Source organism: Alkalihalobacillus deserti (assembly GCF_020734105.1).
Lineage (GTDB): Bacteria > Bacillota > Bacilli > Bacillales > Bacillaceae_D > Halalkalibacter > Halalkalibacter deserti.
In genome coordinates this window covers 49994-75426 of record NZ_JAJAFR010000004.1, presented here as the reverse complement: position 1 = coordinate 75426, position 25433 = coordinate 49994, and the positions used below count along the sequence as shown (strand labels likewise).

Sequence of the window (25433 nt, the reverse complement as noted above, 5' to 3'; positions counted from 1 at the left end):
TAAACTCAAGAATGGGTAAAGTTTTATCTTCACTATCATATAAGACCTTTTCTATTAAGACAAGGCTTAAATGCTTATTATCCCTCTTGATAGTGCAAGATTTCTTCGAGCTCAATTGTATCTACAAGAACATGTCTCGGCTTACTCCCCATTGCTTGAGAGACAATTCCACGTTCCTCCATCAAATCAATTAATCTAGCAGCTCGGTTATACCCTACTCGAAACTTTCTTTGAAGACTCGATGCCGAAGCTGAACCCTGTTCAATCACAAAGTAGCACGCCTCTTCAAAATGCTCATCATCTACTTCTTCTGACACATGTTTAAGCTGCTCGGTTTCAAGTAAATATTCCGGTTCCCTTTGCTTCTTAACATGTGCTACCACATCTTCTATTTCCTGGTCAGATACGAAAGTTCCTTGTACCCGGACGGGCTTAGGTGTGCCATTTTCATGAAACAACATATCTCCCCGGCCAAGTAACCTTTCTGCCCCTCCCATATCTAAAATCGTACGTGAATCGGTTTGAGAGGAAACAGAAAAAGCAATACGAGTTGGAATATTGGCTTTGATTAAACCTGTTATTACATCTACAGATGGCCGTTGAGTCGCTAGTAATAAGTGAATTCCACACGCTCTTGCCTTCTGTGCAATTCGACAAATCGAATCTTCGACTTCTTGTGGAGAAACCATCATCAAATCAGCTAATTCATCGATTACGACTAAAATAAATGGCAAAGCTGGTTTATCCGGTGTTTCTGAATATATATCATTGTATCTTCCCACATCTCTAACACCTTTTTGACTAAACAGTTCGTATCTTCTTTCCATTTCTAATACAACCCATTTAAGAGCAGCTGTTGCTTGTTTAGCATCGGTAATAACAGGTGTTACCAAATGAGGGAGACCATTGTACGGGGCTAGTTCCACCATTTTAGGATCAATGAGCATCAACTTCACTTCATCCGGGTTTGCTTTAAACAAAAGACTAATTAAGACGGAATTGATGCAAACGCTTTTCCCAGAACCTGTAGCCCCAGCCACGAGTCCATGAGGCATCTTCTTTAAGTCGGTTACAATAGGTTGTCCTGAAATATCTAAGCCTAGCGCTACCGTTAAGGATGACTCTGATCGAACAAACGAATTTCTTCGCAAAATCTCTCGTAAAAAAACGGGAGTAGAACTTCGATTTGGCACTTCGATTCCAATCGTGTTTTTACCAGGGATTGGAGCTTCTATCCGGATATCTTTGGCAGCTAATGCCAATTTCATGTCATCTGTTAGCCCAGTAATTTTTGTTACCTTTACGCCACGACCAGGTTGAACCTCAAATCTTGTGACAGAAGGACCTTTCGTTGAATGCACTACTTTTGCATCTACCTGAAAGCTTTGAAGGGTTTCCTCCAAAATGTCTCCTTGTTCCCTAAGCCACTCAGAGTCATCTTCCTTCTGTACTTCAGGATAATTTAGTAGCTGAATGCTAGGATAAGCATAGTTCGATTCGAGAACTTCCTTTTCAGGTTTCGGTTTGGGTTTCTTGTCTTGCGGGAGCATCATAACATTAAAAGGAATAGCAGGCTTTTTAGGCTGGTTTGATTCACTCTTTTTACCAGCCTTAACAACTTCCTTTTCCACTGTGTCAATCTTCTCTTCTTTTTCTGCAATAACAGGTGCAGCTACTTTTTCTGTAGAAGCATTAACTTCTTCCTCATGGCTAGTATTAGTTGAATCAATTGATGTGTCCATGCTCATCGATAAGATTTCCCCTGCACGATCTTCTGCTTCCACTTCTTCTACTACCTCTGAAAAGCGAGTTTCTACTAATTTGGATATCGAACCAATTTGTTGAGACTTCTCCACCAGTTTCATTTCTTCTTTTTCAATTTCACTGTCCTTCACCGTCTCGTCTACCTTATGTTCAATCAATGGCATAGACGCCTCGGCTAATGGTGATATCAATTCTCTGTTTTGTTCAGGTAGTATATCAGAATCTCGTCTATTCAAATCTTCGCTTAACTGTAGTTTTTCTGGAAAGACCGGTTCAAGCTTGTCTTCTTCTGCTCGTTCCAACACTCTTTCTAATAGGTCAGCCTGTGTATTAAATTGAACTTCTTTTTTCTCAAAAGGTAATACCGAAATACTATCTCCCATTATGCTTTTGGTTGTTTCACGTTCTCCGAAACCGTAAACAGGCGATGGAATTAAAGTCCGCTTAAATTCTGTTTTAGCCTTCGACGTTTCTTGCTTTTGTGGACGAACTTTTTCCTCATTCTGTGAAACTTTTCTTGACTGTTGCTTCTCTTCCTTATACTGTTGCTTCTCTTCCTTATACTGTTGCTTCTCTTCCTTATACTGTTGCTTCTCTTCCTTATGATGATGTTTTCGAACAGGACCATCTTCAATTAAAGGAAAACGAAATTGACCTGACTTCGGATATTGATAAATTACCTTAGATTCGCTTTTCCGCTTTTCTGATTCAACTCTCCCGTATGTATAGACTTTCTTATCACTTGATTTTATTTCTTGCTTAGGTTCGGAATCTTCTCCTCCTATCAATTGCTGGAGCCTCCTCATCCACTGATATAGCTTCTCCATGCGAAAACCACTCACTTTCTCCTTATTCTTCAACTAGTGATTAAAAAAGGTTGACTCGTAGTCCTGATTCAACTCACACTAATTCATCAAGCTGAATCGTGCACAATAAGAATCAAAAACGTTCAGTCAACCTCTTTCATTCAACTTTATTTTAACGTTGCACCTATCTGATAAGAATCATCAAGCACCTGTATGCCTTTTTCTTCAGGAGCATCTGATAAAGTAAGCTCTTTTGCTGAGCAAAGCATTGCACTTGACTCAATCCCACGTAAAGCTGCTTCCTTAATGACTATTCGAAGCACGTCACCTGTTCTTTCAAAGTCTCGACGTTCCAATTCGATATCTTTTATTTTTTCATTAGCGTATTGCCAAATCTTTTATGATTATAAAAAAGTCTCACCTTTCATTCACGAGTTTATTGAAAGGTGACCCTCTAATTCCCCACTATTTCAAGACTATTCATACACCAATCCTTTTCATTGTACCATAATAATTCTTTGAAAAATGGGGCATTTCGTCCCAAATTCTATTTGGGTTTTCTCTGTGCCAAAATGAAAGTTGGCTCTAATTCTCCATTTTCATAAATAAATGGTAAAGCGGTAACAGGAACTCTACCCTCCCCGAAAAACTGTAGGGCAATCTGAGCAAGCACATCATAGCCTCTTTCATTGACGATGTCCGCGAAAATTAATACGTCTTGATGAGGAATTGCAACTGTGAGTTGACCCGTTGCCAACTTCTCCATTTTCTCTAATAAGGATTGATCTAAAACGCGACTTGCATCGTATCCATCTTTCGCTCGTAAAAAGAAGAACCGATTTCCAGCTACTTGATCTTCGTTTAAAGGCTGTGGAAGCGAACGGACGTTAAACATGGATACTTCTCTTATTTTTTCTTTTGTATATGAGGTTCCTTCAAGCATTGCTTCTTTTATTAACGTATAGGACTCACCTTGATCAACGACATAATAGATGCGTGTTTCAGCCGTATGTTCATCAAACAATAAAGTATGTCCATCATTTGATTCAGTTGGAAAGGAAGTCGACCTAATGACTGGGAAAATCTTTTTTTCATTGCCCTCAATCTTAGGAGTCTTTTTCATCGCTTCTACCCCTACTTCAACATAACGAACGACCTCTTCGATTGAACCGAATTCTTTTCGTTCCCATTTTGCTAAAAGCGGTTTAAGAGCAAGTGTCACTCCTTTTTTAATTTCCTTATCTTCTATTCGTAAAGTAGCTTCCTTATGATCATAAACAATGGACCATCCATCTCTTGTTAGACGCTGTTCAATTTCTTTGCGAAATTGTCTCATTTCCATAATTAATCCTCTCCTTTGTTAACCCTATTAGTTTAGCAGAAATTCGTCTATGATCCAAAAGAAGCTGCCTCAATCAGTCGTTGACCAATTGCGACAGCTCTTTCATACATCTTTGCTTCGAGTTAGTTTAAAAAGGTAAAGTTCGACCTTTTTAACTCTTTACTTTCTGCTTAGGCTAGAGTGGCAATGGCTACACACGCTACGCGCCTTCTATGAGAAGGCCATTCATAGAACGCTTAAAACCTTGCAGCGGCTTCGCTCATTGCTTCGAGTTAGTTTAAAAAGGTAAAGTTCGACCTTTTTAACTCTTTACTTTCTGCTTAGGCTAGAGTGGCAATGGCTACACACGCTGCGCGCCTTCTATGAGAAGACCACTCATAGAACGCTTAAAACCTTGCAGCGGCTTCGCTCATTGCTTCGAGTTAGTTTAAAAAGGTAAAGTTCGACCTTTTTAAACTAACTCTCAAATATGTGATTCTGCCTTAGTAAGGAAGGCTTCGATCTCTTCTTGGTTTTTTCGGTTTTTGCTTACAAACCGTTCTACTTCTTGTCCGTTAACATAAGCAAGAAAACTAGGGATTCCAAAGATCTCAAGTTCTCCGCATAGGTCAATAAATTCATCACGGTCTACATAATAAAAGGAAAAGCTTGGGAAGTCTGCTTCAATCCTAGGTAGAACTGGTTCAATCACTCGACAGTCTGGGCACCAGTCCGCCGAAAACATAAAAATGGCTGCTTCTTTGCTAGCTATTTCTCTAAACTCATCAATATTTTTTAATTTTTCCATTTTAGAAACACTCCTTTGTTATATGTCTATCTTCATATCACCAAATTTTATTTTACCATGTTTTCTCATCCATTCTGAAACAACAAGACTAATAATTGCCGGACCCATAAAATGTAGCAGTCCAATCGCAATCCAAACTTGAGCGGAAAATCCCATATCCGTTAACGTCATAATTGGACCAACTAAACCACTTGTTCCCATTCCAGCCCCTGCAGGTAGATTTGTCATTCCAAACCCTACAGTAGCAAATGGCGCCAAAATCGCACCTGCAACTGTTGGAGGAATTAAAATAAGGGGATTCCTAACAATGTTCGGTACTTGAAGCATCGAAGTCCCAATTCCTAATGAAACAAGACCTGACCAGCCATTTTCCCTGTAACTACTTACAGCAAAGCCGACCATTTGTGCAGCACAGCCAACAGTTGCAGCACCTGCTGCCACCCCTTCAAGCTCCAATATAATAGCTAAAGCAGCACTTGAAATAGGTGCAGTTAAAGCAAGTCCCATTAAAGTAGCTACTACAATTCCCATTATAATAGGCTGTTGTTCAGTTCCCCACATAATAAGAGTTCCGAATTGCTGCATACCACTTTGAATCCAAGGTCCAATTAAGGACGCTGATAGAAAGCCAGTTAAGATCGTGACTAGAGGAGTTACAATAATATCAAGCTTCGTCTCTCCAGAAACCAGTTTACCTAATTCCGCCGAGATCACAGCTGCCACAAATGCACCTGCTGGCCCTCCAAGCTGAGCTCCTGCCGCTCCACTGATAATCGTTGAAAAGACAACAAGTTTAGGTGCTTTCAATCCATAAGCAACAGCAACCCCGATAGCAGGTCCCATTAAACTCATAGCTAAGCCACCGACTTCTTGCAACCAAACACCTATATTTTCTATACCTAAACTAAAAATTTGCTCTCCTATCGTTCGGAGAATAAGTCCAATGATAAGCGTTGCAAATAACCCTAATGCCATATGACTTAACGCCGTAATAAAATATGTACGCCAAGACAATTCAATACCTTTTTTATTCAGAAATATTTTCAACAAATTATCCTCCTAGCCTTACTCTGTAATTGCTTGATACGAAAGAACGATTTCTGTCATAGCATCGATATCGTCTTCTAAACGTTTATAGGTTGACAGAGTAGAAATTTTGGCTCCTCCCACAGCTGTCTTAACAAGTAATAAACCTTCTTCTTGTCCTTTCTCAACAATAAGATAAGAGACCTTTTCGTCTGTTTCAAGAACCTCATAAATAATTGCTTTTTCGGCACTCTCCATATCTTCTTTTAGACGAATCTTACTTGTTAACGGCTCTGATGGCTGATGAAATAAAACGAATAGTTGATCATCCTTTTGAAGAACTACGTTATATTCTTGCTCTTCTAAGACTTCAAAACCACGTGGTAAATGGAATTCGACTTTATCATTTTCTACTTTTACATTCGGTTGTTCCGGTTCCTCATCTATGCTATCTATGTATGCTTGACGACCAAGTTCTAATACTTCTTCCTCTGATACGGAACATCCTATCAATACGAATATTACACTAAATAGAATTCCGATACGCCAATCCTTCAAGATCAAACTAGACACTCCTTTTTATTCGCTTACATAACTATTTTCTATCATAACCTTAAGGCTACTAGCTGACAAGACAACATTCCTTATAACTGGTACAATTGAATCAGTATTTATTAATCAAGGCAACCCAAGTAAGGGCTATTATAAAAAGCCTTGGTGCTAACTAAAACAAATAGGAGTGATTAACATGCAATTATACGTTTATTTAGCTGGTGAAATTCACAATCCTTGGCGTGAACAATTGCGCAATCAAGCGAAAGAGCTCTCGCTACCCATTACGTTTACAGGTCCGATGGAGAACCATGACCGTTCAGATGACATTGGAGAAGAAATTTTAGGTAAGCAGTCAAGTAAAGTAGCGAAAGATGAAGCTGCCTCTAGCATCAATAATTTACGTACTCAAATTCTGATAGCCAAATCAGACATTATGATTGCCTATTTTGGTGAACAATACAAACAGTGGAACAGTGCAATGGATGCTGCAACTGCGATCACTTTGTCAAAACCTGTTATTATTATACGCGATCCAAAGCTCCATCATCCTTTAAAAGAGTTAGCAAACAAAGCACAAGTCGTTGTTGAAACTCCTGAACAGGCGTTGAAAGCTTTGGCTTATATATTTGAATAATATAATTCAAACAATTGACATCAATTTCATTTCTAATAAAGGTTAAACAGGAGTTGCTATTACGTTTGTGATGTCGCTTTCAATTCATGAAATTCTTTTTCTAAGACCCCGTTTAAAAGGGATTTGTTTTTGCACCTCTTGTTGCTGACTGAGTGAACACACGAAAAAATGACGCAAAGATGCATGAAATGCGAATTCTTTGCGTCACCTTTAACTTAAGAAAACTACTTAGAGTAGGGCTTAAAAACCTTCACAGGGGCTCGCTCTTTCTTTAGTGTTGGACATCGCCTCTTGAAGAGATGTATTGCCCGTATAAGAGCTTTACTAAATGGGAGAAAAGTTCTTTCCTGGTTACCCAACCTGCTGTATAAATCCCGATTGCGCCTTCTTTCTTTCGAACATCTGCTTGGCCTGTTAAACTAGCCATAACGTCCGCTAGTTCTTCACCTGCATAGAGCCTTTGCACAACCAAATCTGGAAGAGGTAATTTAGCGCCTCCTGCATACCATTTAGCCCCATCCTCATGTACCAATACGCCCCAATTACAAAGCATCAGCCCATTTTTGGTTTCTTGTACACCGCCTTCTAGACCAAAAGCAAGTGTAGCATTTGTAATAGCCAATGCTCCTTCTGCTCTGTTCTTGGCCCCTGCTAACGTTTCTTCATCTGAAAAAGGTTGATCCGCTACACCTGAGTCGACTTTTACTGGAACAAACGAGAGTCGTTCTCTAATAAGCGTGTCTTGAACCGCATGTACTTTCGCCGGATTCTTCGTTCCAATTGCAACAATCATAATGTCCCTCCTGAATCTATGTAAAAAAATATTTAAAGAGCTTGTTCAAAGCAATGAGCGAAGCCACTGCAATGTTTTAAGTCGATACGAGTGGTTTTCTCGGATCGACGCGCAGTGAGTGAAGCCATTGCAACTCCGCATTAGGAGAGAGGATACTAAAGGTTCAAAAATGGCGGTCTTCCCTTTTGAACAAGTTCTTAAACTAGATTATTAATTTTTTTTCGAAATCATACTTAAAACGAGGTTAACCACCTAAACAATAACGTCACGGTTAACCTCGCTTCACTCTAGTAGATATTGACTATGTAAACCAGTTCTACTAGCTTTTAAGCTTGTTCTTTAATTGATCTCACTGTGCTAGCGTCTGCTGACTTCACTAATTTAACGATCAATTCTTTAGCCGCTGCGTAATCATCAATATGAACAATGGAAGCCGCTGTATGGATGTAACGGGAACAGATGCCTACAACTGCAGAAGGCACACCATCCCCAGACATATGTATTCTCCCTGCATCGGTTCCTCCTTGTGAAATAAAATATTGATAAGGAATTTGATTCGTTTCAGCTGTATCTAGAACAAAATCCTTCATACCGCGGTGGGTAATCATCGAACGGTCATAAATTCGGAGTAAAGCTCCTTTTCCTAATTGACCAAATGCATCCTTTCCTCCAGTTGCATCATTAGCAGGACTGGCATCGAGGGCAAAGAAGATATCTGGTTTGATCATATTGGCAGCGGTTTGAGCTCCTCTTAGACCAACCTCCTCTTGCACGGTTGCACCTGAATACAACACATTTGGTGTTTTTTCATTTTTTAATTCTTTTAAAAGTTCAACTGAAAGACCGACACCATAACGATTATCCCAAGCTTTTGCGAGAATTTTCTTTTGATTGGCCATCGGTGTAAAAGGACAGATTGGCACAATTTGTTGACCTGGTTTGATTCCAATTGCTACTGCATCAGCTTTGTCATCCGCCCCTATATCAATATACATGTGTTTAATGTCCATCGGTTTTTTACGTTGTGCTTCCTCTAGTAAGTGTGGAGGAGTTGAACCGATAACCCCGATGATAGGTCCGTAATCCGTCATAATTTGTACGCGCTGAGCAAGCAATACTTGACTCCACCAGCCTCCTAGTGGTTGAAAGCGAATAAGACCTTGCTTATTAACGGAAGTTACCATAAAACCGACTTCATCCATGTGGCCAGCTACCATAACAGTTGGGCCGTTTTCATCTCCTCGCTTAATCCCAAAAATACTCCCTAACCGATCTTGGACGATTTCATCCGAGTACTTCTCAAGTTCCGAACGAACAAACGTCCGAACATCGTGTTCAAATCCAGGTGCGCCTTGAAGCTCTGTTAATGTTTTAAATAATTGCATCGTTTCTTGATTCACTTTAACAAACTCCTTTCGGTAGTCGTAATAAATATGTATCCTTTTTATTCTATCTGAATCATACTTTCTTTTCCACCACCGTTATCTTTTAAAAGATTATTCCTGCTCACAATTGAAACCTTCTTCTTATTTTGGATATACTATAAAGAAAGTATTGACCAAGAAAGGAAGATGTAAAATGTTGAAACGCTTTGTTGCCGGATTAGGACTTGGATTAGCTGCCGGATACTTTCTTAGTCCATCCCTTAAAAGTGGAAAGATTTCTCCTGAGAAAGCTTTAAAAGAAATTAAGAAAACCGTTTCACGAACCTATGCAATTTCTGGTTCTTGGATACATATGATTCCTGAAACTGTTGAATTGAATCAAATTTCTTATTCCGTCTATCGTGGTGGTATATCTACAACGAACGAAGTGGGCACAACACAATATGAATTTTTAGCAGACACAAAAACAGGTGCACTGTTAGACCTTCAAGCTACTTAAGAAAAACGGCGTTAGCCGTCTTTCTGCAATGAGCGGAACCGCTGCTTTTTTTAAGCCAAAAGACAAGCGAGGTTCTTGTCGTTCGGCGCGCAGCGTGTGGAGCCATCGCCACCCTCGATTAGGCTTTCATACTTCATTGAATAGCACCCTGTGCTCACTCAAAATGTCAAACTGCCAATCCTTTTAAAAGCAAAGGGGTGATTCGACCATAAAGGTCTCGATCACCCCTTCTTTTTATTATAATCTAACGTTTGCGTTCAATGGATTCTGTTATTTCACCTTGTTCATTCCATTTTAACGCGCGGTATTTGAAGTCATGGTAAAACAAAAAGTGAGCTTCTCGCTCTTTAGCATAAGCAAACCATTTTTCTTTTTCTTTTATAGAAGTCATCGGATAATCATCATAAGCTAGCACCCATAGTACGTTTGCATGAGCATGGGTAGGCATAATATCGGCTAAATGAATGAACGTCTCTTCTTGATGTTCTATCACAAGGATCGCATGGCCATCGCTATGTCCGCCCGTATGGATCAAACGGATCCCTGGTAGCACTTCTATTTGCTCTGTAAAAGTTTTAATTTGATTTTGAATCGGTTTCCAGTTTTGCTCCCAGTATGTATTTCTTGATCGAATGTTTGGCTGTTGCATTTCCTTCCATTCAACATCAGAAGTGTAAATAATAGCGTTATTAAAAGTTGAAACATATTTTCCACTATCCTCTTTTACAAGTCCTGTTGCATGATCAAAATGAAGATGAGTCATTAAGACCATATCAATATCTTGCGGAGTCAAGCCCAACTCTGCTAAATCCTTTTCAACAGAAGATTCTTCTAATACTCCATAATTCCGTTTTTGTTTCTCATCGAGCCGCCCATTGCCCATTCCAGCTTCAACTAAGATTCGGTACCCATCTTTTTCAATCAGCATGGGATCTGTGCGAAGTTCAATTTGATTCTGTTCATTATGTGGATACTTTTTACTCCATAATGGTTTCGGAACGACACCAAACATTGCTCCACCATCCATATGGGTAACTCCACCATTTAACCACGTAATCGTTAATCCATTTCTTTCTAAACGTTCCACTTTTATCGCCTCCTTTACCTTACTATACCTTATTCGGCAGCTTTCATTAATATCCTGTCATGCTTAAACTAGTTTTTCCGTTTTTAAATTTTAACATAATATTTTCAGCTGCTTTTTCTTTTAGACATCCACCTACTCATTGAACAAAAAAAGCACCGATACTCGGTGCCATAACATGCCTTAAAGGTTTCTGTGAGTTTTAAATTCAAACTGCGCTTCACAACGATAAATCCGCATCCCTTTTCGTGAAAATCTCTCTTCATACTCAGTCATAACATTTCCTGCAATCCCACTCTTATGAAGATCCAGGCTTATGTTATGCAGAGACATTCCGTAACCAGAGAAACTCTCTAATGAATACTCAAATAACCCTTGATTGTCCGTTTTTAAATGAATGTCTCCATTTTCGTTTAAGATTTGTTGATAAAGTTCTAAAAATCCCTTATGGGTTAGACGCCTTTTTTCATGACGGTTTTTAGGCCAAGGGTCCGTAAAGTTTATAAATACACGATCGATTTCTCCTGGCTCAAAAAATTCCAAGATATTCCCGACATCTTCATTTAAAAACTTAACATTTTCCTGTTCCGAATCTTTTGTTCGTTCCAACGCCCTTAGTAAAACACTTTCGTATTTTTCAATGCCAATGTAATTCACCTCAGGATGAAGCATGCTCATCCCAATAAGAAATTGACCTTTTCCCGTCCCAACTTCGATATGAATCGGATGATCATTGTTAAATAGTTTGCTCCAATTTCCTTTATGTTGACTCGGGTTACCAATTACAATGTCGGGGTTTTGATTCATCTCTTCTTTCGCCCCAGGTATATTTCGTAAACGCACAACTCCACCTCTTTTTCTTTTATTCACAGGCATTCATTAAGAATAGCTTTAACTTGTATAGCGCAAAATAGTAATTAAGAAGCTCAATTTAAGGAGTGTAAAAATGCCAATTTCACATGAAAATAAACTACAACTACTACGTGACATCATTCAAAACCAAGCCGCTGAAAATCACATGACAACAGATGAAGCTGCACAAATTGAACGTCTCGTTTCATCGCTCGCAACGGATCCCACTTTACAACCTAAAGTACAACAAACACTCGATCTAATTCAACAAAAACATCAGCTTAATCACGATCCGTTTGAACAGAATGATGTCGAACAATGGTTAAATGTTCTTTCACTTGAATAATTCGACGAAAACCTACTTTATTCCTCAGGAAATATCTCTCTTTTTTTCAACATCCTAAACGTGGCAAAATCAAAAGACTCACCGATAGTATGAACTGGTGAGTCCCTATTCCTTCAGGAGGCTTTTAATATAAACTTTCAATTGTTCAACTTGTTCAAACTGCTGTCTTCCATAATGCCAAAGTAATACTGAAATCGATTGAGAAACGACGTACCAATGCATCCTTTCACGAAGCGCTGGTTCGAGTTTAACTCCATATTGTTCTAACCAAGATTCCCACTCATGCCGAGGAATATAAGAATAAAGTAGCAATCCAAGATCTAGTGCTGGGTCAGAGACCGTTGCCCCGTCCCAATCTATTAAATACAAGTGATCTTCCTCATCAAGCATCCAATTATTATGGTTGATATCACAGTGACATACAACAAAATGCTCTGGCGTGACCATTTCTAACATACCAAACAAATAACTCATACCTAATTCAATTGTTTCATCATCAATATGAAACGACTGTAATTGCCTGCGTAGATTCTCAACAATTACATATGGGGTTAAAGGTTCATTGCCAATTCGTTTAAACATATCTAGCAATTCACTCGATCGATGTATTTTGGAAAGAAGTGCTGCTACACGTCTTTCTTTCATCTCGAAAGCCTTAAGTTCTCTTCCATCTATTAGCTTTTGTGCCGTTACGACATCGCCATTCTCTAAACGCTTTGTCCAGAGTAGTTTTGGAACAATTCCCTCTGCTGAAAGGACAGCAAGAAATGGTGACGAATTACGTTTTAAGAAAACCGTCTGTTCACCATGCTGGGCTATATATGCTTCTCCTGTTGCACCACCAGCCGGATGTACCTTCCAGCCATCTCCTAAAAATTGTTCCACCCATTTCACCCTCAATTTCATCAACTATCCCTCACCAAAATTCGGGAGCTCAAGAATATAGTATACCTTATTTTGAAACAATCTGTCATTTTCAACTTCTGTATTTCCCAATAAAATGTTCTAACATATTCTTCCCTATAAACTTACACATATAAATGTTGATAATGCAGAAACACGAGCACAGTCTTCCCCTATTTTGTATAATGGTATCAGAGAAGCGATGTCACCGTCAACGAATACTTGCCATTTCTTATCTTTTGGAAGAAAAATTATTTCCTCTTTTAGTCCAGCATTATGAATAACCAAAATATCATTCCACTCATCAACTTTCTCAAGTCCTCTTAAATGGTATGCTATACATTTAGATTCAGCTTTTATAACCTTGAAATGATTTCTAATCATTTCATAAGATTCTAATCTAAAGCCAGCATGCATACGACGCATTTGAATTAATGTGCGAATATATTGAACGGATGAATCAAAATGAGCACGTTGCTTCCAATTGTAGACATTGATCCAATCAGGAGAATTATAGCTGTTTTCTACACCATGCTTTGTTCTAAACCATTCTTGTCCTGCATGAATAAAAGGCACTCCTTGAGACATCAAGACGATGGCTGTTGCGAGTTTATGTCGTTTTTGTAGAGTGAATTGCCTTTCTATCGGATGAACGAGTTTTAATTTATCCCATAATGTATGGTTATCATGTGATTCAACATAGTTGATTGCTTGGATAGGCATATCAAATTTATTCATGCTTCCTTGCATTCCACTGATAATCTCATTTAACCCTTGTTTAGAACCACTGACGAATCCTGGCTGCGTTACTTCAAATGTACTTCCTTTTAACCCATCACGGAACTTATCTTGAAAAAAACCTATTCCTACTAGGGATTTAGCTTGATCGATAATTGCTCTTTTTTCTCGCGGGTAAGCAGTGGGTAAATCCCATCCTTCTCCAAAAAGAAGAATGTCTTTATTTTTCTTTTTAGCTGCCTCTTTAACTTGTTTCATCGTTTCTATATCTAATATTCCCATTAAGTCAAAGCGAAAGCCATCAATATGATACTCTTCTACCCAATAACTTATAGCATCAATGATGATTTTTCGAGCCATCTTTCTTTCGGAAGCAAAGTCATTACCTACTCCCGTTCCATCGCTTATTTTATTGTCCGTCGTGTAACGAAAAAAATAACCCGGTACAAGCATGTCTAATGCGGACTCTTCCCAAATATAAAGATGGTTAAAAACAACATCCATGATCACTCTAATTTGCCTATCATGTAGAGCTGCTACCAATTGTTTGAATTCTAGGTTACGACAATAGCCATCGTAGGGATCAGTTGCATAGCTACCTTCTGGCACAAAAAAGTGAGTCGTATCATAACCCCAGTTATAGTCAGTTTCTCTGTTACTCTCATCGACGCTTCCATAGTCCTGTACCGGAAGCAACTCAACATGTGTAATTCCTAAATAGCTTAGATAATCCATACCTGTTACCCGCATATCGTTGTCCACTGTTCCTTGTTCGGTTAAACCGAGATATTTCCCTTTGTGATTAATGCCATTATCTAGACTTATCGTGTAATCTCTAATATGTAATTCATAAATAATACAGTCATTGGCGGACTCTTGTGGTCTTAGGACAGGCCACACTTCCGGTTCGGTTCGTTTTGGATCTCCAATCATTGCCTTTTCACCATTCACACCTAGAAATTTGGCATACGGATCGACCACTCGTCTCCAAGTTTGATTGACATACACTTCAAAGAGATACCAAACCCCCTCATAATTTCCTACTAATTCAATACGCCAAACTCCCTTTTCATCGCGGCGACATGGATAGGTGTCTCCTTTTTCATCATGCCATGTCTTATAACAAATAACATTCATCCTCGTTGCAGTGGGAGCCCATACAGCTAAAGATGTTTGATTTTCGTTATAACATACACCTAAATCATCTCCATCATAAAAAAATAACTGCTCAAATTCCTTCGTTCTAACAACTTCAGTTGGCTCGATATAACAGGTTAATCCCTTGTATACAATATAACTATCTTCTTCAAACTTAAAAGGTTTAGGCAAACGTAATAAAACTATTTGATCATTCACGGTTACGTCTTTCAAGGGGCATTCGCCTTTACTATTTATCATCGACCAACAGTTCCGGTCTATAGGATGATCATTTTCAACTGCAACTCGAACCATGTCAACGGTTATAAGTTCAGCAGACTTCAATCGATAATTGACAAATGACTGCTTCTTTTGCTTCAATGATGAAAGCCCCCTTTCCTTTTTGTAAAACTATATTTATTATTACTATAGTATGAGCGATTTTTATTTACCATTCGTTCACTTAGCTGAAGGTAAGGTAATGACCTGAATTTTTTGGAGGAAGAAAATGAATACAAACACAAACATTCGTGCTAAATTATTAATCTCTTGCCTGGACCGTCCAGGAATTGTTTCGACCGTATCAACCTTTTTACATCAGTATAAAGCAAATATCGTTCAATCAGATCAATATTCAACAGATCCTTCTGGCGGTATGTTCTTTATGAGAATTGAGTTTGATTTATTTGAAGATAGTTATGAATTCAATATTGTCCGTCAAGCATTTAGCGAAATCGCTTCATCTTTTGACATGGACTGGAGTATGGAACTCGCTTCTAGAAGAAAAAAAATGGCTATCTTTGTTTCTAAAGAGGATCATTGTTTGCTTGAATTATTATGGAAATGGCGAGCGGGTGAATTAATGGTAGACATCCCACTCGTTATTAGTAATCATATTAATTTAAAAGACGATGTTGAAGCGTATGGAATACCCTTTTTCCACATTCCTGTAAACAAAGCCAATAAAGAAGAGGCTGAACGTGAAGCAATTTCAATGCTTCATAAATATGACGTAGATTTTATCGTCTTAGCTAGGTATATGCAAATACTATCTCCTGACTTTGTTGGAACATTCCCCAAAAAAGTTATCAACATCCACCATTCCTTTTTACCTGCGTTTATAGGGGCCAACCCCTATGCAAAAGCATTTGAACGAGGTGTAAAGCTGATTGGTGCTACAGCTCATTACGTTACAAACGATTTGGATGAAGGACCAATCATCGAGCAAGACATCTTGCGGGTGAATCACCGCTATACGACTGAACAACTAAGAGTAGCCGGACGCAATGTCGAACGCATTGCTTTGTCTCGAGCTGTGACTTGGCACGCAAACGATCAAATTATCGTACATGGGAACAAGACAGTGATATTTTAATGAACACAAACGTAAGGCCAGCTACTTATTAATCAAATGATAGCTGGCTTTTCGTGTTCGTGTTGAACTTTCACTTTATCTTCTATATTATGTCATAAAAAAGTCCGTCATCCTCTCTAAATTCGTTTTAGTTCTTTATTTATGTAATCAAATTCACTCTCATCCATTGGCGGGTCTAAGTAAACAATGTGTGCACCATCTCTGATATCAGGTAATAACTGTTCACCTTGATATTGAATCCAATGTCTTAATGCTATAGCTAAATCCACCTTCGCCTCTTTTATATTTCTCCCAAAACTTACACAACCATCGAGTTCATTTATTTCTATCATCATTTCAAAGTCACCGTTCCAGTTGAAAACTTTGCGTACTCTCCACGTAAAATCATCTAGTTGATAACGTTCTAACCTATTAGACACTTTGTCTTGCATAATTCTCCTCCATCATGTAAAAATAGTCTTTGCACTTTTCCTTAAATAGGATCATTCTCATCTTCATCTTCCAAATCCTCAGAAGCAGTATCGCAAAAATCGAGTAATAATGATGTAACTTTTAATTGTTGATGTTTGATCGGGGAAGGGTGTTTCCTTATTTTTTCAGCCCAAGTTGCAAAAGTCCGTTTATCAATAAATTCAACATTTGTTCCTTGCATCTTATTATCAATGATACTAGTAGGACTAAGGACAATTTTCTTCAATGGGAAAACAATTTGTTCATCTTGTAAGATCGGTTTGATAATTCCTGACATCCTTGATAAAGATACAAGAGGACTAATCTTCTTCTTCCGAGTTTCATCAATAAATTCCGTCCAAAATCGATCAGAGCTAGCTTCAAACACGCTGTGTTCATGGCCATTTAATAAAGTGATGCAATGAATTTCTGTTGGGCTTATCAAAATAATATCCAACTCAATTGGCGCTCTCTTAATAAAAAAAACAGGCTTATACAGTAAAAAGAAGTTATCTGGTACTTGTTGAGCGAAAAATTTTAACCATTTGTCTCTTTTATACTGTGGATGCAAAGAGGATTCTTCTAATAAAGATGAACTTGCCCACCTTAATTGTGAATAATACAATTCTTGTAAAAACTCTTCTCTTACTTGTTCAAGAGACATTCTTGCCAATCTATTATCACCTTTTAAGCATTCTTCTGGTTCTTTCCGGTTTCCTTTCATCCATTGCCTCAATCGTTTTAAAAAACTTTGAGACTCTTCCACCATAAATTCGGTTACTTCTTTCTCATTTATGTTTAAAGAATCGTATTGCAACTGTTCCCATTCTGATTTTAAATAATACCATTTTTCCTTTTTCATGCGAGTATATTGACTCGGATAACGATTCAAATCAAATTGGTAACGAGAGATGTAATCTTCAAGCTTGATTAAATGAGCCACACTCGTCCCTCCCCAATTATATCTATTTGTGTATAACAACGCCTAATCAATCATTTTAGATCGTACCATGTTTATCAGTAAAAAAGATAGACGAGAATGGGACCAATTATCGAGACAATAATGGCACTTAAAGTCATAGATACTGAACTAGTTGCACCTTCTTTTTCACTCGTTTCTAGTGCTTTTGCCGTACCAATAGCATGTGTGGCGCAACCCGTACCAATTCCCTTGCCAATCTCACTGTTTATGTTTAACCATTTATATAGATAAGGTGCTAAGACCACGCCGCCTATCCCCGCAACCATGACTAGTACTGCAGCTAACGCTGGAATTCCTCCAATTGTTGAAGCAATCTCCATGGCCACTGGTGTTGTCACTGATTTGGGAATAAGAGAGAAAACCAATGCTTCTTCTATGCCAAACACCATTGAGAGCCCTATTCCACTCACGATTCCAATCACTGCTCCTATGCTCACACTCGCAATGATCGGGAAGAAATGAGACTTTAACATTTCTAGCTGCCGATATAATGGATAAGCTAACGCAACTACCGCTGGCCCCAATAGTAACTCTAACCAACGCCCTCCGATATAATAGGTGTTATAAGGAATATCAAATACAAGTAAAACAACAACGATAATAAATGTTGCAATTAATAATGGCAGAGTAAAGGGATGAGGAAAACGTTGATAAAATACTTTTGCCCCCAAATAAATAAGAACTGTACTAATAATAGCAATAAACCCAATGATAGTCATTCCTTTTGAACCTCGCTTCTTTTAACTAACTTTTGACCGATCAACCCTGAAACGACCATTACCATAATCGTACTAATAAGAGTAATGAAGATTAATAGAATTCCATTACCAGAAAACAAATCTAAAAATTGTAAAATCCCAACGGTTACTGGTAAAAAGAGCAACGGCATATGTTTTAGAATGAAAGTCGATCCCATGTCTATAAGTCGAACAGGTAACACGTTTGTCGTTAATGCAAAAAAGAGAAGCAGCATTCCAATAATACTGCCCGGTATCGGTAAGGCCAACCATTTTTGAATTCCAAGTCCAGCCATATAAAAAGTCGATAATATGAAGAACTGAGACACTATTAAAACGATCTTCATTGTTCTATCCCATTTAGTGAAAAGACACCTATTTCTTTATATTTTGGTTCTTCAGATAGAACACTTTTATACAAAATGACCTTATCCACTTTCCACTTTTTATTTAACTTTATATCTTTCACGAATTCTTCTTGATAACGTTCAACACCAACCCATTTTCTAGCAACGGTAATGTGAGGAGAGAATGGTCTTTTTTCTTGTTTAAACCCTACCTCTTCACAAATGGCACTTACCTTTTTTCTTAAAACGTGCAACAAGGGCTGGTCCTTAACTCCGAGCCAAAATATTCTAGGTTCTTCTTTTTTTCCATAAGTACCCAAAGTAGAAAATTCAAGTGAAAACGATTCCGACTTTGCTAGCTCGATTGAACATTTTCTTTGAATCTTTTCTAATTGTTCTTCTGTACATGCCCCTAAGAAAACAAGCGTTATATGATAATCCTCTTCATGTACCCAACGTTTAAATGATAGTGTTTCATCCTCAATTGTTCTTTTGATTTCTTTCTTTAATTCAATAGGTAACGGAACAGCTAAAAAATAATGTGACTGCATCTCAAACACCTTCCCTAATAATTTCTTTTCATGTGTTTTACTTTCCTGCTTGTTTTAGTCAATTGCCCTCTTAATATGATAAAATGAAACATACTATAAATGAAAGAGGAAGTGTATGAATGAGAGTCGTTAATAATATTGCAGAATTAATTGGACAAACCCCCCTTGTACGTTTAAATCGCATAACAGATCCTAAGGGAGCAACTGTTTACTTGAAGATGGAAATGCAAAATCCAAGTGGCAGCGTCAAAGATCGAGCTGCTTATAACATGATGATTCAAGCTGAAAAGGAAGGTCTATTAAAACCAGGAGCAACGATTATTGAACCAACTAGTGGGAACACAGGAATAGGCATTGCCATGAACGCAGCAGCTCGTGGATATCGGTCGATCCTTGTTATGCCGGATACAATGTCTCTTGAACGTATTAATCTATTAAAGGCATACGGTGCAGAAGTCGTCCTGACACCTGGTGATGAAAAGATGCCTGGATCGATTGAAAAAGCGAAACAATTGGTAAAAGAAATTCCTAATAGTTACATGCCCATGCAATTTGAAAACGAAGCAAACCCTGGTGCTCACCGTCATACAACCGCACTAGAAATTAAACAAGCGCTTGATCAAGTGGGAAAAACTTTGTCTGCTTTTGTAGCCGCTTCCGGAACAGGCGGTACCATAACAGGTACAGGCGAAGAATTGCAAAAGTTCTACCCTCAAGCAACGATTCATGTTGTAGAACCAGCAGGGTCACCTGTTTTATCCGGTGGTAAACCAGGTCCCCATAAGCTTGTTGGAACAAGCCCTGGATTTATTCCACCGATTTTAAATGAAAAGGTTTATCAAGAAATCTTTAAAATTGAAGACGAAGACGCTTACCGAGTAACAAGAGACCTAGCTAGACGTGAAGCGATTTTAGTAGGCCCTTCTTCTGGAGCTGCCTGCTTTGCAGCTATGGAAGTCGCCAAAAGGCTTGGCCCAGATGACGTTGTCGTCGCAATCGCTTGTGACACCGGTGAACGCTACCTCTCAACTGACTTGTTTGAGTAACCAAGCGTACTTTGCTTGGTTACAATATGCGTACTTTGCTTGGTTACAATTTGCGTACTTTGCTTGGTTACAATATGCGTACTTTGCTTGGTTACAATATGCGTACTTTGCTTGGTTACAATTGCGTACTTTGCTTGGTTACAATTGCGTACTTTGCTTGGTTACAATTTGCGTACTTTACTTGGTTACATAATAGCTCTCTTTTCTTCGTTATAATAAGCAAGAGATGTCTTGGTGACTTGAAAACGTATTTAAGAGAACTCCCTTATTAAAAATACGGGTTTGAAAGGCTAACTTGTGTAGTTAGCCTTTTGCTAATTCATAAATGGCTTCCGCATATAATGCAGTCATTTTTAAAAGATCATCGATGTCGATATACTCATCTTTTTTATGCGCTACATCCTCACGTCCAGGAAACATCGGTCCGAACGCGACTCCCGTTGTAAGTGAACGAGCATACGTCCCGCCACCAATTGCTAGTAGAGTTGGATCCTCCCCTGTCTGACGTCGGTAAACGCCTTGTAATGTTTGAATGAGCGGATGATCTTTTTCTACATAATTGGGTTCCATATGATCCTGGACTTCAAAATCAGTATTCCATTCCTCGGCAAGTTGCCTTAGTCTACTTAGGCATGCTTCTCCAGATGCCGTCACAGGATAACGTATATTTAAACCAATCTTCGCTTCTCCACCTGCTTTAAATTGAAGGAGTCCTGCATTCATCGATAAAGCTCCTGAAACATCATCACTTACCGCAATCTGCAAAGCCTCACCTGTAAAATCACAATACTGGTTGATCAACTGAACAAACTCATTGGCCGATTGTTGGAAAGAGAACTTCAAAAGAAATTGGGCAAGGTATACACCTGCATTCAACCCATTTTCTGGGGTGGAGCCATGAGCAGAAATTCCGTCGTATGATAGAATTAAACAATGATCCTTAAATTCAGCCTGTCCATTATGCTGATGCTCTAACAGGTAAGATTGATATTCAACTTCTATTTCATCTAACTGTTGGCGATGTCCCTTTATAACAACTTTCGCCCTGCCAGGGACCATATTAAAGCGTTCCCCAGCATCAAACCTTTCAACCTTTATAGCGGAAACGGTTGGATCCTTTCTCTCTTTCCAATTAAATGTAACATCCATAATGCCCTTCTCCGCATGAATAATCGGAAAATCAGCATCCGGAGCAAAACCCATTGTCGGCATCTCTTCATGTTTAAAATAATGATCGACACAACGCCAATTGCTTTCTTCATCTGTACCAATAATCATTCGCACACGTTTATGTATAGGTAGTTGAAGTTCTTTTACAATCGCCAATGCCCAAAAAGCAGCTATGGTTGGACCTTTATTATCAATTGCACCTCGGGCATAGATCTGGTTATTACGAACTTCCGCAGAAAACGGAGGAGATATCCAACCATCACCTGCAGGTACAACATCAATATGACATAAAACCCCCACACTCTCTGCTCCCTGGCCGTATTCAATGACCCCGGCAAAACCATCGATGTTTTTTACAAAGAAATTATGTTTTTCACCTTTTGTTAATAAATGCTCTAATGCAGTTGCAATTCCTTCACCAAACGGACGCGACTCACTAACTGTCGATTCGTCTAAAACGCTATCAATCCGCAGAAATTCTTGGGTTTCTATCACGATTTGTTCACTTCTTTTTTTAACTTCATCTAACCAATTTATTTTCAACATTCTTTACCACCTCTTATAATTACGAAATATAATCGTACAACATTTTGCATAGTTGAACGAATTATTGTAAAATGGAAACATTAAGGGAATGATGATTCATTTGCCACAGGGACCCTTTTCAACTTTACAGTGACTATTTTTAAAAAGCAAACACGAAGGCACTGTAACGGTCATCTCCCCTATAGCTCATTAGTCAGAATTTTCCAAAACATCAGTGATGTCATGCATCATTAAACATGTCATTACATAGACTCTACTAATCAAGTCATGATTATGAATAAGGAGTGGTTTTTTGAAAACTTCAACTGATCGTATGCTGACTCGTATCAAGTCTATCTACCTTTACATTAAACAAAGGGGGACCGTCACCACGAATGAGTTAGTTGAAGAATTCGGCATCACCCAACGGACCATTCAACGTGACCTTAATGTATTGGAATACAACAATCTCGTTGCAAGTCCCGCACGTGGCAAGTGGAGCGTAACGAAGAAGAAAACTCGAGTATCTTAACGAATCTATATTAAAAGAAAAAGGTGACTAAGAGCTATCTCACTTTTGAGATATTCCTAAGTCACCTTTTTTTAAAAGATGATGCCTAATTTCCCGTTTAAAACTATAATGAATTTTTCAACTTTTTTGAGATACGAGATTAGATCTATTAGCTACTTGAACTGGCACTTTTGATTTTATTTCTGACTTCAATGAGTAATTTCCTTATTAAAGTTTAAAGTGGTCTTCGTTCAACAATGATTCATGAGGATTCAAACAATTCACTAATTACTTTAAGCCTCATTCCCCTTACTTTGCTAGAAGTAATTCTATTTCCTTTGCTGTTAATTCCCTGTATGTTCCTAATTCAAGCTCGGGATCTAGAGTTAAATTGCCTATTTTTGTTCTCTTTAACGTTAGAACTTTTTTATCCACGGCTTCAAACATACGTTTCACTTGATGATATTTCCCCTCTGTAATAGTAAGTTCTATCTCAGATATCTCACCTTGTTTTAATATAATTAACTGAGCAGGCTTCGTTTCATATCCATCGTCTAACGTCACTCCACGCTTGAACATTTCTACGTCTTCTTCTATCACCTTTCCTCTTACTGTTGCAACATATGTTTTCGGTACATGCCTCTTAGGAGACATAAGAGCATGTGAAAATTGACCATCATTTGTAATGAGCAAAAAACCTTCTGTATCTTTGTCTAGTCGACCGACTGGAAATGGTTCATACATCGCATGCTCATAAAGAATGAGATCAATAACCGTCTCATGCTCACTATCTTCTGTTGCCGAAATGACTCCTTGTGGTTTATTCATCATTAAATAAATATGAGATTTATATTTTACTTCTTCTCCAAAAACAGTTACTAAATCTTGATCAGGATCAACATGAACCTTGCCCTCTTTAACAATTTCTCCATTTACGTGAACCCCACCAGATTTCATTAGTTTCTTTACATCTTTTCTTGTACCAAAACCCATATTGGCTAATAGCTTATCCATCCTCATTAGACTTGTCACCTTTCTCTTTCAACTGCTCTACTATTTTTTTAGCAAATTCACCTAAATCATTTGTTTGATAACCTGTGATCACACCTTGTACGGTTTGATTGATAGTCTGTTTTGCAATTAGTGGTGAAATATCATGCTGTTTTAATGTTTCTTTAAGATTTAACACCATAGTAATGGCAGCTTCTGTCCCTAACTGATTTGCGAGAAGTACGTCCTCTTCAGGTGCAACCTCAACATTCATAGTAGGAAACCATTTTATAATGTTTTCTCGCTCATGTCGAACATGTTCCGGAATGACAAACACTCCTTTTCGCTCTTTTTTTACAACTGCAGCATGACCTGCCAATTTTAAAGGAATAACTCGTTTGCCCCCAACAATCTCTTTTACATCCTTTTCTTGAAACGCAGTAGCCATGTGAAAAAAGGTAACGTCGCTAGAAAAAAGGTTCTTATTAGACGTTAGGAATGACTCATATGCACCAGGGGGCAAACACAGAAACACATCTTTAACTTGAGAAAATACTTCTTTATCTCCTCTTTTAACATAAGGAAATTCTTCCAGTAATTTAGTAACCGTCTCTTGATTTCTACCGTATAAGAATATCTGATTATTTTTTCTCAATAACGCCAACAACATACTAGCAAGTCGTCCAGACCCTACAATCAACTTCATATATCGGCCTCCTCTATTGTAGTCAAGCCCAAAAGAGAAAAAAGAGCTGATAATCATTGATTAGCAACTCTTACATACTTGATTCTTTGGTCTCAAACATATAATGTCTTGTTCGTATATTTACATTTAATACGATGCCAATCGCAATCATATTCGTTAAAAGCGCGCTTCCCCCATAGCTAATGAATGGAAGAGCTAAACCTGTTATCGGCATTAATCCAATGGTCATTGCGACATTTTGAAACACTTGGAACACAAGCAATCCAATCACACCTGAAACCAAATAGGTTCCAAATAAATTATTGCAAGTCAAAGCAATAATGACCATTCGGTAAAATAATAGAAAGTAGGTTACGATTAAAATCGTTGCTCCGAGGAAACCGAACTCTTCCCCAATCACTGTAAATATAAAATCAGTATGAATTTCAGGAATCCGATCACTTTGTGTCTGAATTCCATTCATAAATCCACTGCCATATAATTGACCTGATCCAATTCCTCTCATTGCATTAACTAGCTGATACCCGTACGTCCCTTGATGCTCATAAGGATCTAGCCACCCATAAATTCGCTCAAGCTGATGCGGTTCAATAAATAGTGTGAATAATTTAAAATTGTAGTTATGAAAATAAATAAGTGTCAAGATTCCACCAACTGCACCCAAACCTAGAACAGTAAGGATCCTCCAAGCGACACCTGACATTAACAACATCGTTGCCATAATACTCGCAATAACAAGCGCTGTTCCTAAATCTGGTTGTGTCAAAATTAAGAAAAACGGTGGTAACCCAATGGCACAAACCTTTGCGACAATGATCAAATCAGACTTGAGGTCTTTTGTGCCTTTGTTAACCGTTACTCGATATAACATATGAGCTAAAGCTACAATTAAGAATATTTTCATAAATTCAGATGGTTGGATCTCCATAGATCCCACATCAAGCCACCGTTGTGATCCATTGCGAAACACCCCTAATGGAGAATACGCAACAAGCAATAACAGCGTAACTCCCATTCCGTAAAAAGGAATGGAGAAGTTTTTAAACAGATCATAATCAAGTATCATGATACTCACCATTACGATAATACCGACAACAAACCAGACAATTTGCCGCTTTACATAGTAAGTTGGGTCATCACTAAAATATTGACCAGACCCACTATAAATTGCTAATAAGCTAAAGCACATGAGCACAAACAACAGAAAGAGTAACGTGTAATCAATCTGTTGAAAGCCCGTTTTTCGTTCTTCCATTGTGGCCTCCATCTATATTTACGTGTTTTCTCTTATTCTTCAAGCAGTGGCAATGGCTTCGCACGCTACGCGCCTACTATGAGAAGACCGCTCATAGTTGGCTTAAAACATTGCAGCGGCTCCGCTCATTGCTTAGA

The 25433-nt window shown here is 38.4% G+C and carries 26 protein-coding genes and 1 pseudogene; 6 read left to right on the top strand and 21 right to left on the bottom strand.

Annotated features, from left to right (window positions below):
* Positions 1-77: 77 nt before the first annotated feature.
* The 6 genes and pseudogenes from LDX58_RS09285 to LDX58_RS09260 form a co-directional block, all read right to left on the bottom strand.
* Complete coding sequence (locus LDX58_RS09285) at positions 78-2591, bottom strand: DNA translocase FtsK (RefSeq protein ID WP_227936561.1); 2514 nt, start codon at positions 2589-2591, stop codon at positions 78-80.
* Between the two features lie 146 nt (positions 2592-2737).
* Positions 2738-2884: pseudogene (locus LDX58_RS09280) on the bottom strand (YtpR family tRNA-binding protein); the annotation flags it as partial.
* Between the two features lie 233 nt (positions 2885-3117).
* The gene (locus LDX58_RS09275; RefSeq protein ID WP_227936560.1) at positions 3118-3912 is read right to left on the bottom strand and encodes a DUF1444 domain-containing protein; all 795 of its coding nucleotides are present in this window, start codon (positions 3910-3912) and stop codon (positions 3118-3120) included.
* 463 nt (positions 3913-4375) lie between these two features.
* Positions 4376-4699, bottom strand: coding sequence for a thioredoxin family protein (locus LDX58_RS09270; protein ID WP_227936559.1), 324 nt, complete (start codon positions 4697-4699; stop codon positions 4376-4378).
* Positions 4700-4717: 18 nt separating this feature from the next.
* On the bottom strand, positions 4718-5746 hold the full coding sequence (locus LDX58_RS09265) for a PTS sugar transporter subunit IIC (RefSeq protein WP_227936558.1): 1029 nt from the start codon (positions 5744-5746) through the stop codon (positions 4718-4720).
* Positions 5747-5764: 18 nt separating this feature from the next.
* Positions 5765-6289, bottom strand: coding sequence for a hypothetical protein (locus LDX58_RS09260; RefSeq protein WP_227936557.1), 525 nt, complete (start codon positions 6287-6289; stop codon positions 5765-5767).
* Between the two features lie 184 nt (positions 6290-6473).
* Between LDX58_RS09260 and LDX58_RS09255 the strand changes: the two genes are divergently transcribed.
* Positions 6474-6914: a YtoQ family protein gene (locus LDX58_RS09255; protein ID WP_227936556.1), complete on the top strand. Its 441-nt coding sequence runs from the start codon at positions 6474-6476 to the stop codon at positions 6912-6914.
* A gap of 271 nt (positions 6915-7185) precedes the next feature.
* On the opposite strand, the gene LDX58_RS09250 is transcribed toward LDX58_RS09255, so the two are convergent.
* The gene (locus LDX58_RS09250) at positions 7186-7707 is read right to left on the bottom strand and encodes a DUF84 family protein (protein WP_227936555.1); all 522 of its coding nucleotides are present in this window, start codon (positions 7705-7707) and stop codon (positions 7186-7188) included.
* Positions 7708-8033: 326 nt separating this feature from the next.
* Positions 8034-9107, bottom strand: a complete 1074-nt coding sequence (locus LDX58_RS09245) for a M42 family metallopeptidase (RefSeq protein ID WP_308017489.1) — start codon at positions 9105-9107, stop codon at positions 8034-8036.
* 178 nt (positions 9108-9285) lie between these two features.
* On the opposite strand from LDX58_RS09245, the gene LDX58_RS09240 reads away from it, so the two are divergent.
* Positions 9286-9591 carry a PepSY domain-containing protein gene (locus LDX58_RS09240; protein ID WP_227936554.1) on the top strand — a complete coding sequence of 102 codons (306 nt, stop codon included), beginning with the start codon at positions 9286-9288 and terminating at the stop codon, positions 9589-9591.
* Positions 9592-9835: 244 nt separating this feature from the next.
* On the opposite strand, the gene LDX58_RS09235 is transcribed toward LDX58_RS09240, so the two are convergent.
* On the bottom strand, positions 9836-10678 hold the full coding sequence (locus tag LDX58_RS09235) for a YtnP family quorum-quenching lactonase (RefSeq protein ID WP_227936553.1): 843 nt from the start codon (positions 10676-10678) through the stop codon (positions 9836-9838).
* Positions 10679-10858: 180 nt separating this feature from the next.
* Positions 10859-11518 carry a tRNA (guanosine(46)-N7)-methyltransferase TrmB gene (trmB, locus tag LDX58_RS09230; RefSeq protein WP_227936552.1) on the bottom strand — a complete coding sequence of 220 codons (660 nt, stop codon included), beginning with the start codon at positions 11516-11518 and terminating at the stop codon, positions 10859-10861.
* Between the two features lie 103 nt (positions 11519-11621).
* On the opposite strand from trmB, the gene LDX58_RS09225 reads away from it, so the two are divergent.
* Positions 11622-11873, top strand: a complete 252-nt coding sequence (locus tag LDX58_RS09225) for a YtzH-like family protein (RefSeq protein ID WP_227936551.1) — start codon at positions 11622-11624, stop codon at positions 11871-11873.
* Positions 11874-11978: 105 nt separating this feature from the next.
* On the opposite strand, the gene LDX58_RS09220 is transcribed toward LDX58_RS09225, so the two are convergent.
* Both LDX58_RS09220 and pulA read right to left on the bottom strand, forming a co-directional pair.
* Complete coding sequence (locus LDX58_RS09220; RefSeq protein WP_227936868.1) at positions 11979-12773, bottom strand: phosphotransferase family protein; 795 nt, start codon at positions 12771-12773, stop codon at positions 11979-11981.
* Between the two features lie 120 nt (positions 12774-12893).
* On the bottom strand, positions 12894-15032 hold the full coding sequence (gene pulA / locus LDX58_RS09215; protein ID WP_227936550.1) for a type I pullulanase: 2139 nt from the start codon (positions 15030-15032) through the stop codon (positions 12894-12896).
* Between the two features lie 127 nt (positions 15033-15159).
* Here pulA and purU point away from each other — a divergent pair, with 127 nt between their 5' ends.
* Positions 15160-16026: a formyltetrahydrofolate deformylase gene (gene purU / locus LDX58_RS09210; RefSeq protein WP_227936549.1), complete on the top strand. Its 867-nt coding sequence runs from the start codon at positions 15160-15162 to the stop codon at positions 16024-16026.
* Between the two features lie 116 nt (positions 16027-16142).
* On the opposite strand, the gene LDX58_RS09205 is transcribed toward purU, so the two are convergent.
* The 5 genes from LDX58_RS09205 to thpR form a co-directional block, all read right to left on the bottom strand.
* Positions 16143-16457 (bottom strand): type II toxin-antitoxin system HicB family antitoxin, encoded by a 315-nt coding sequence (locus tag LDX58_RS09205; RefSeq protein ID WP_227936548.1) that lies wholly within the window; start codon positions 16455-16457, stop codon positions 16143-16145.
* 41 nt (positions 16458-16498) lie between these two features.
* A complete protein-coding gene (locus tag LDX58_RS09200) occupies positions 16499-17419 on the bottom strand; it encodes an NERD domain-containing protein (protein ID WP_227936547.1) in 921 nt (306 codons plus the stop codon).
* Between the two features lie 74 nt (positions 17420-17493).
* The gene (locus tag LDX58_RS09195; RefSeq protein ID WP_227936546.1) at positions 17494-18177 is read right to left on the bottom strand and encodes an LrgB family protein; all 684 of its coding nucleotides are present in this window, start codon (positions 18175-18177) and stop codon (positions 17494-17496) included.
* Positions 18174-18542, bottom strand: a complete 369-nt coding sequence (locus LDX58_RS09190; RefSeq protein ID WP_227936545.1) for a CidA/LrgA family protein — start codon at positions 18540-18542, stop codon at positions 18174-18176. The genes LDX58_RS09195 and LDX58_RS09190 overlap by 4 nt, the downstream gene beginning before the upstream one ends.
* Positions 18539-19093: an RNA 2',3'-cyclic phosphodiesterase gene (thpR, locus tag LDX58_RS09185; RefSeq protein ID WP_227936544.1), complete on the bottom strand. Its 555-nt coding sequence runs from the start codon at positions 19091-19093 to the stop codon at positions 18539-18541. The genes LDX58_RS09190 and thpR overlap by 4 nt, the downstream gene beginning before the upstream one ends.
* A gap of 119 nt (positions 19094-19212) precedes the next feature.
* Between thpR and cysK the strand changes: the two genes are divergently transcribed.
* Positions 19213-20139 (top strand): cysteine synthase A, encoded by a 927-nt coding sequence (cysK, locus tag LDX58_RS09180; RefSeq protein WP_227936543.1) that lies wholly within the window; start codon positions 19213-19215, stop codon positions 20137-20139.
* Between the two features lie 303 nt (positions 20140-20442).
* Here cysK and pepV read toward each other — a convergent pair whose 3' ends face one another.
* On the bottom strand, positions 20443-21846 hold the full coding sequence (gene pepV / locus LDX58_RS09175) for a dipeptidase PepV (RefSeq protein ID WP_227936867.1): 1404 nt from the start codon (positions 21844-21846) through the stop codon (positions 20443-20445).
* A gap of 301 nt (positions 21847-22147) precedes the next feature.
* Between pepV and LDX58_RS09170 the strand changes: the two genes are divergently transcribed.
* On the top strand, positions 22148-22366 hold the full coding sequence (locus LDX58_RS09170) for a DeoR family transcriptional regulator (RefSeq protein WP_227936542.1): 219 nt from the start codon (positions 22148-22150) through the stop codon (positions 22364-22366).
* A 288-nt stretch (positions 22367-22654) separates the two neighbouring features.
* Here the strand turns inward: LDX58_RS09170 and LDX58_RS09165 are convergent, their stop codons facing one another.
* From LDX58_RS09165 to rodA, 3 genes are all read right to left on the bottom strand, one after another.
* The gene (locus LDX58_RS09165; protein ID WP_227936541.1) at positions 22655-23365 is read right to left on the bottom strand and encodes a pseudouridine synthase; all 711 of its coding nucleotides are present in this window, start codon (positions 23363-23365) and stop codon (positions 22655-22657) included.
* Positions 23352-24041, bottom strand: a complete 690-nt coding sequence (locus LDX58_RS09160; RefSeq protein ID WP_227936540.1) for an NAD(P)-binding domain-containing protein — start codon at positions 24039-24041, stop codon at positions 23352-23354. Before LDX58_RS09160 ends, LDX58_RS09165 begins: the two co-directional genes overlap by 14 nt.
* Before the next feature lie 70 nt (positions 24042-24111).
* Positions 24112-25296: a rod shape-determining protein RodA gene (rodA, locus tag LDX58_RS09155; RefSeq protein ID WP_227936539.1), complete on the bottom strand. Its 1185-nt coding sequence runs from the start codon at positions 25294-25296 to the stop codon at positions 24112-24114.
* Positions 25297-25433: the final 137 nt, after the last annotated feature.

Coding starts and splice junctions, on each gene's coding strand:
- rodA (WP_227936539.1), bottom strand. CDS start 25,296: ATGGAAGAACGAAAAACGGGCTTTCAACAGATTGATTACACGTTACTC.
- LDX58_RS09225 (WP_227936551.1), top strand. CDS start 11,622: ATGCCAATTTCACATGAAAATAAACTACAACTACTACGTGACATCATT.
- LDX58_RS09255 (WP_227936556.1), top strand. CDS start 6,474: ATGCAATTATACGTTTATTTAGCTGGTGAAATTCACAATCCTTGGCGT.
- LDX58_RS09285 (WP_227936561.1), bottom strand. CDS start 2,591: ATGGAGAAGCTATATCAGTGGATGAGGAGGCTCCAGCAATTGATAGGA.
- LDX58_RS09165 (WP_227936541.1), bottom strand. CDS start 23,365: ATGAGGATGGATAAGCTATTAGCCAATATGGGTTTTGGTACAAGAAAA.
- LDX58_RS09270 (WP_227936559.1), bottom strand. CDS start 4,699: ATGGAAAAATTAAAAAATATTGATGAGTTTAGAGAAATAGCTAGCAAA.
- LDX58_RS09250 (WP_227936555.1), bottom strand. CDS start 7,707: ATGATTGTTGCAATTGGAACGAAGAATCCGGCGAAAGTACATGCGGTT.
- cysK (WP_227936543.1), top strand. CDS start 19,213: ATGAGAGTCGTTAATAATATTGCAGAATTAATTGGACAAACCCCCCTT.
- LDX58_RS09275 (WP_227936560.1), bottom strand. CDS start 3,912: ATGGAAATGAGACAATTTCGCAAAGAAATTGAACAGCGTCTAACAAGA.
- LDX58_RS09195 (WP_227936546.1), bottom strand. CDS start 18,177: ATGACTATCATTGGGTTTATTGCTATTATTAGTACAGTTCTTATTTAT.
- LDX58_RS09160 (WP_227936540.1), bottom strand. CDS start 24,041: ATGAAGTTGATTGTAGGGTCTGGACGACTTGCTAGTATGTTGTTGGCG.
- LDX58_RS09240 (WP_227936554.1), top strand. CDS start 9,286: ATGTTGAAACGCTTTGTTGCCGGATTAGGACTTGGATTAGCTGCCGGA.
- thpR (WP_227936544.1), bottom strand. CDS start 19,093: ATGCAGTCACATTATTTTTTAGCTGTTCCGTTACCTATTGAATTAAAG.
- LDX58_RS09205 (WP_227936548.1), bottom strand. CDS start 16,457: ATGCAAGACAAAGTGTCTAATAGGTTAGAACGTTATCAACTAGATGAT.
- LDX58_RS09190 (WP_227936545.1), bottom strand. CDS start 18,542: ATGAAGATCGTTTTAATAGTGTCTCAGTTCTTCATATTATCGACTTTT.
- purU (WP_227936549.1), top strand. CDS start 15,160: ATGAATACAAACACAAACATTCGTGCTAAATTATTAATCTCTTGCCTG.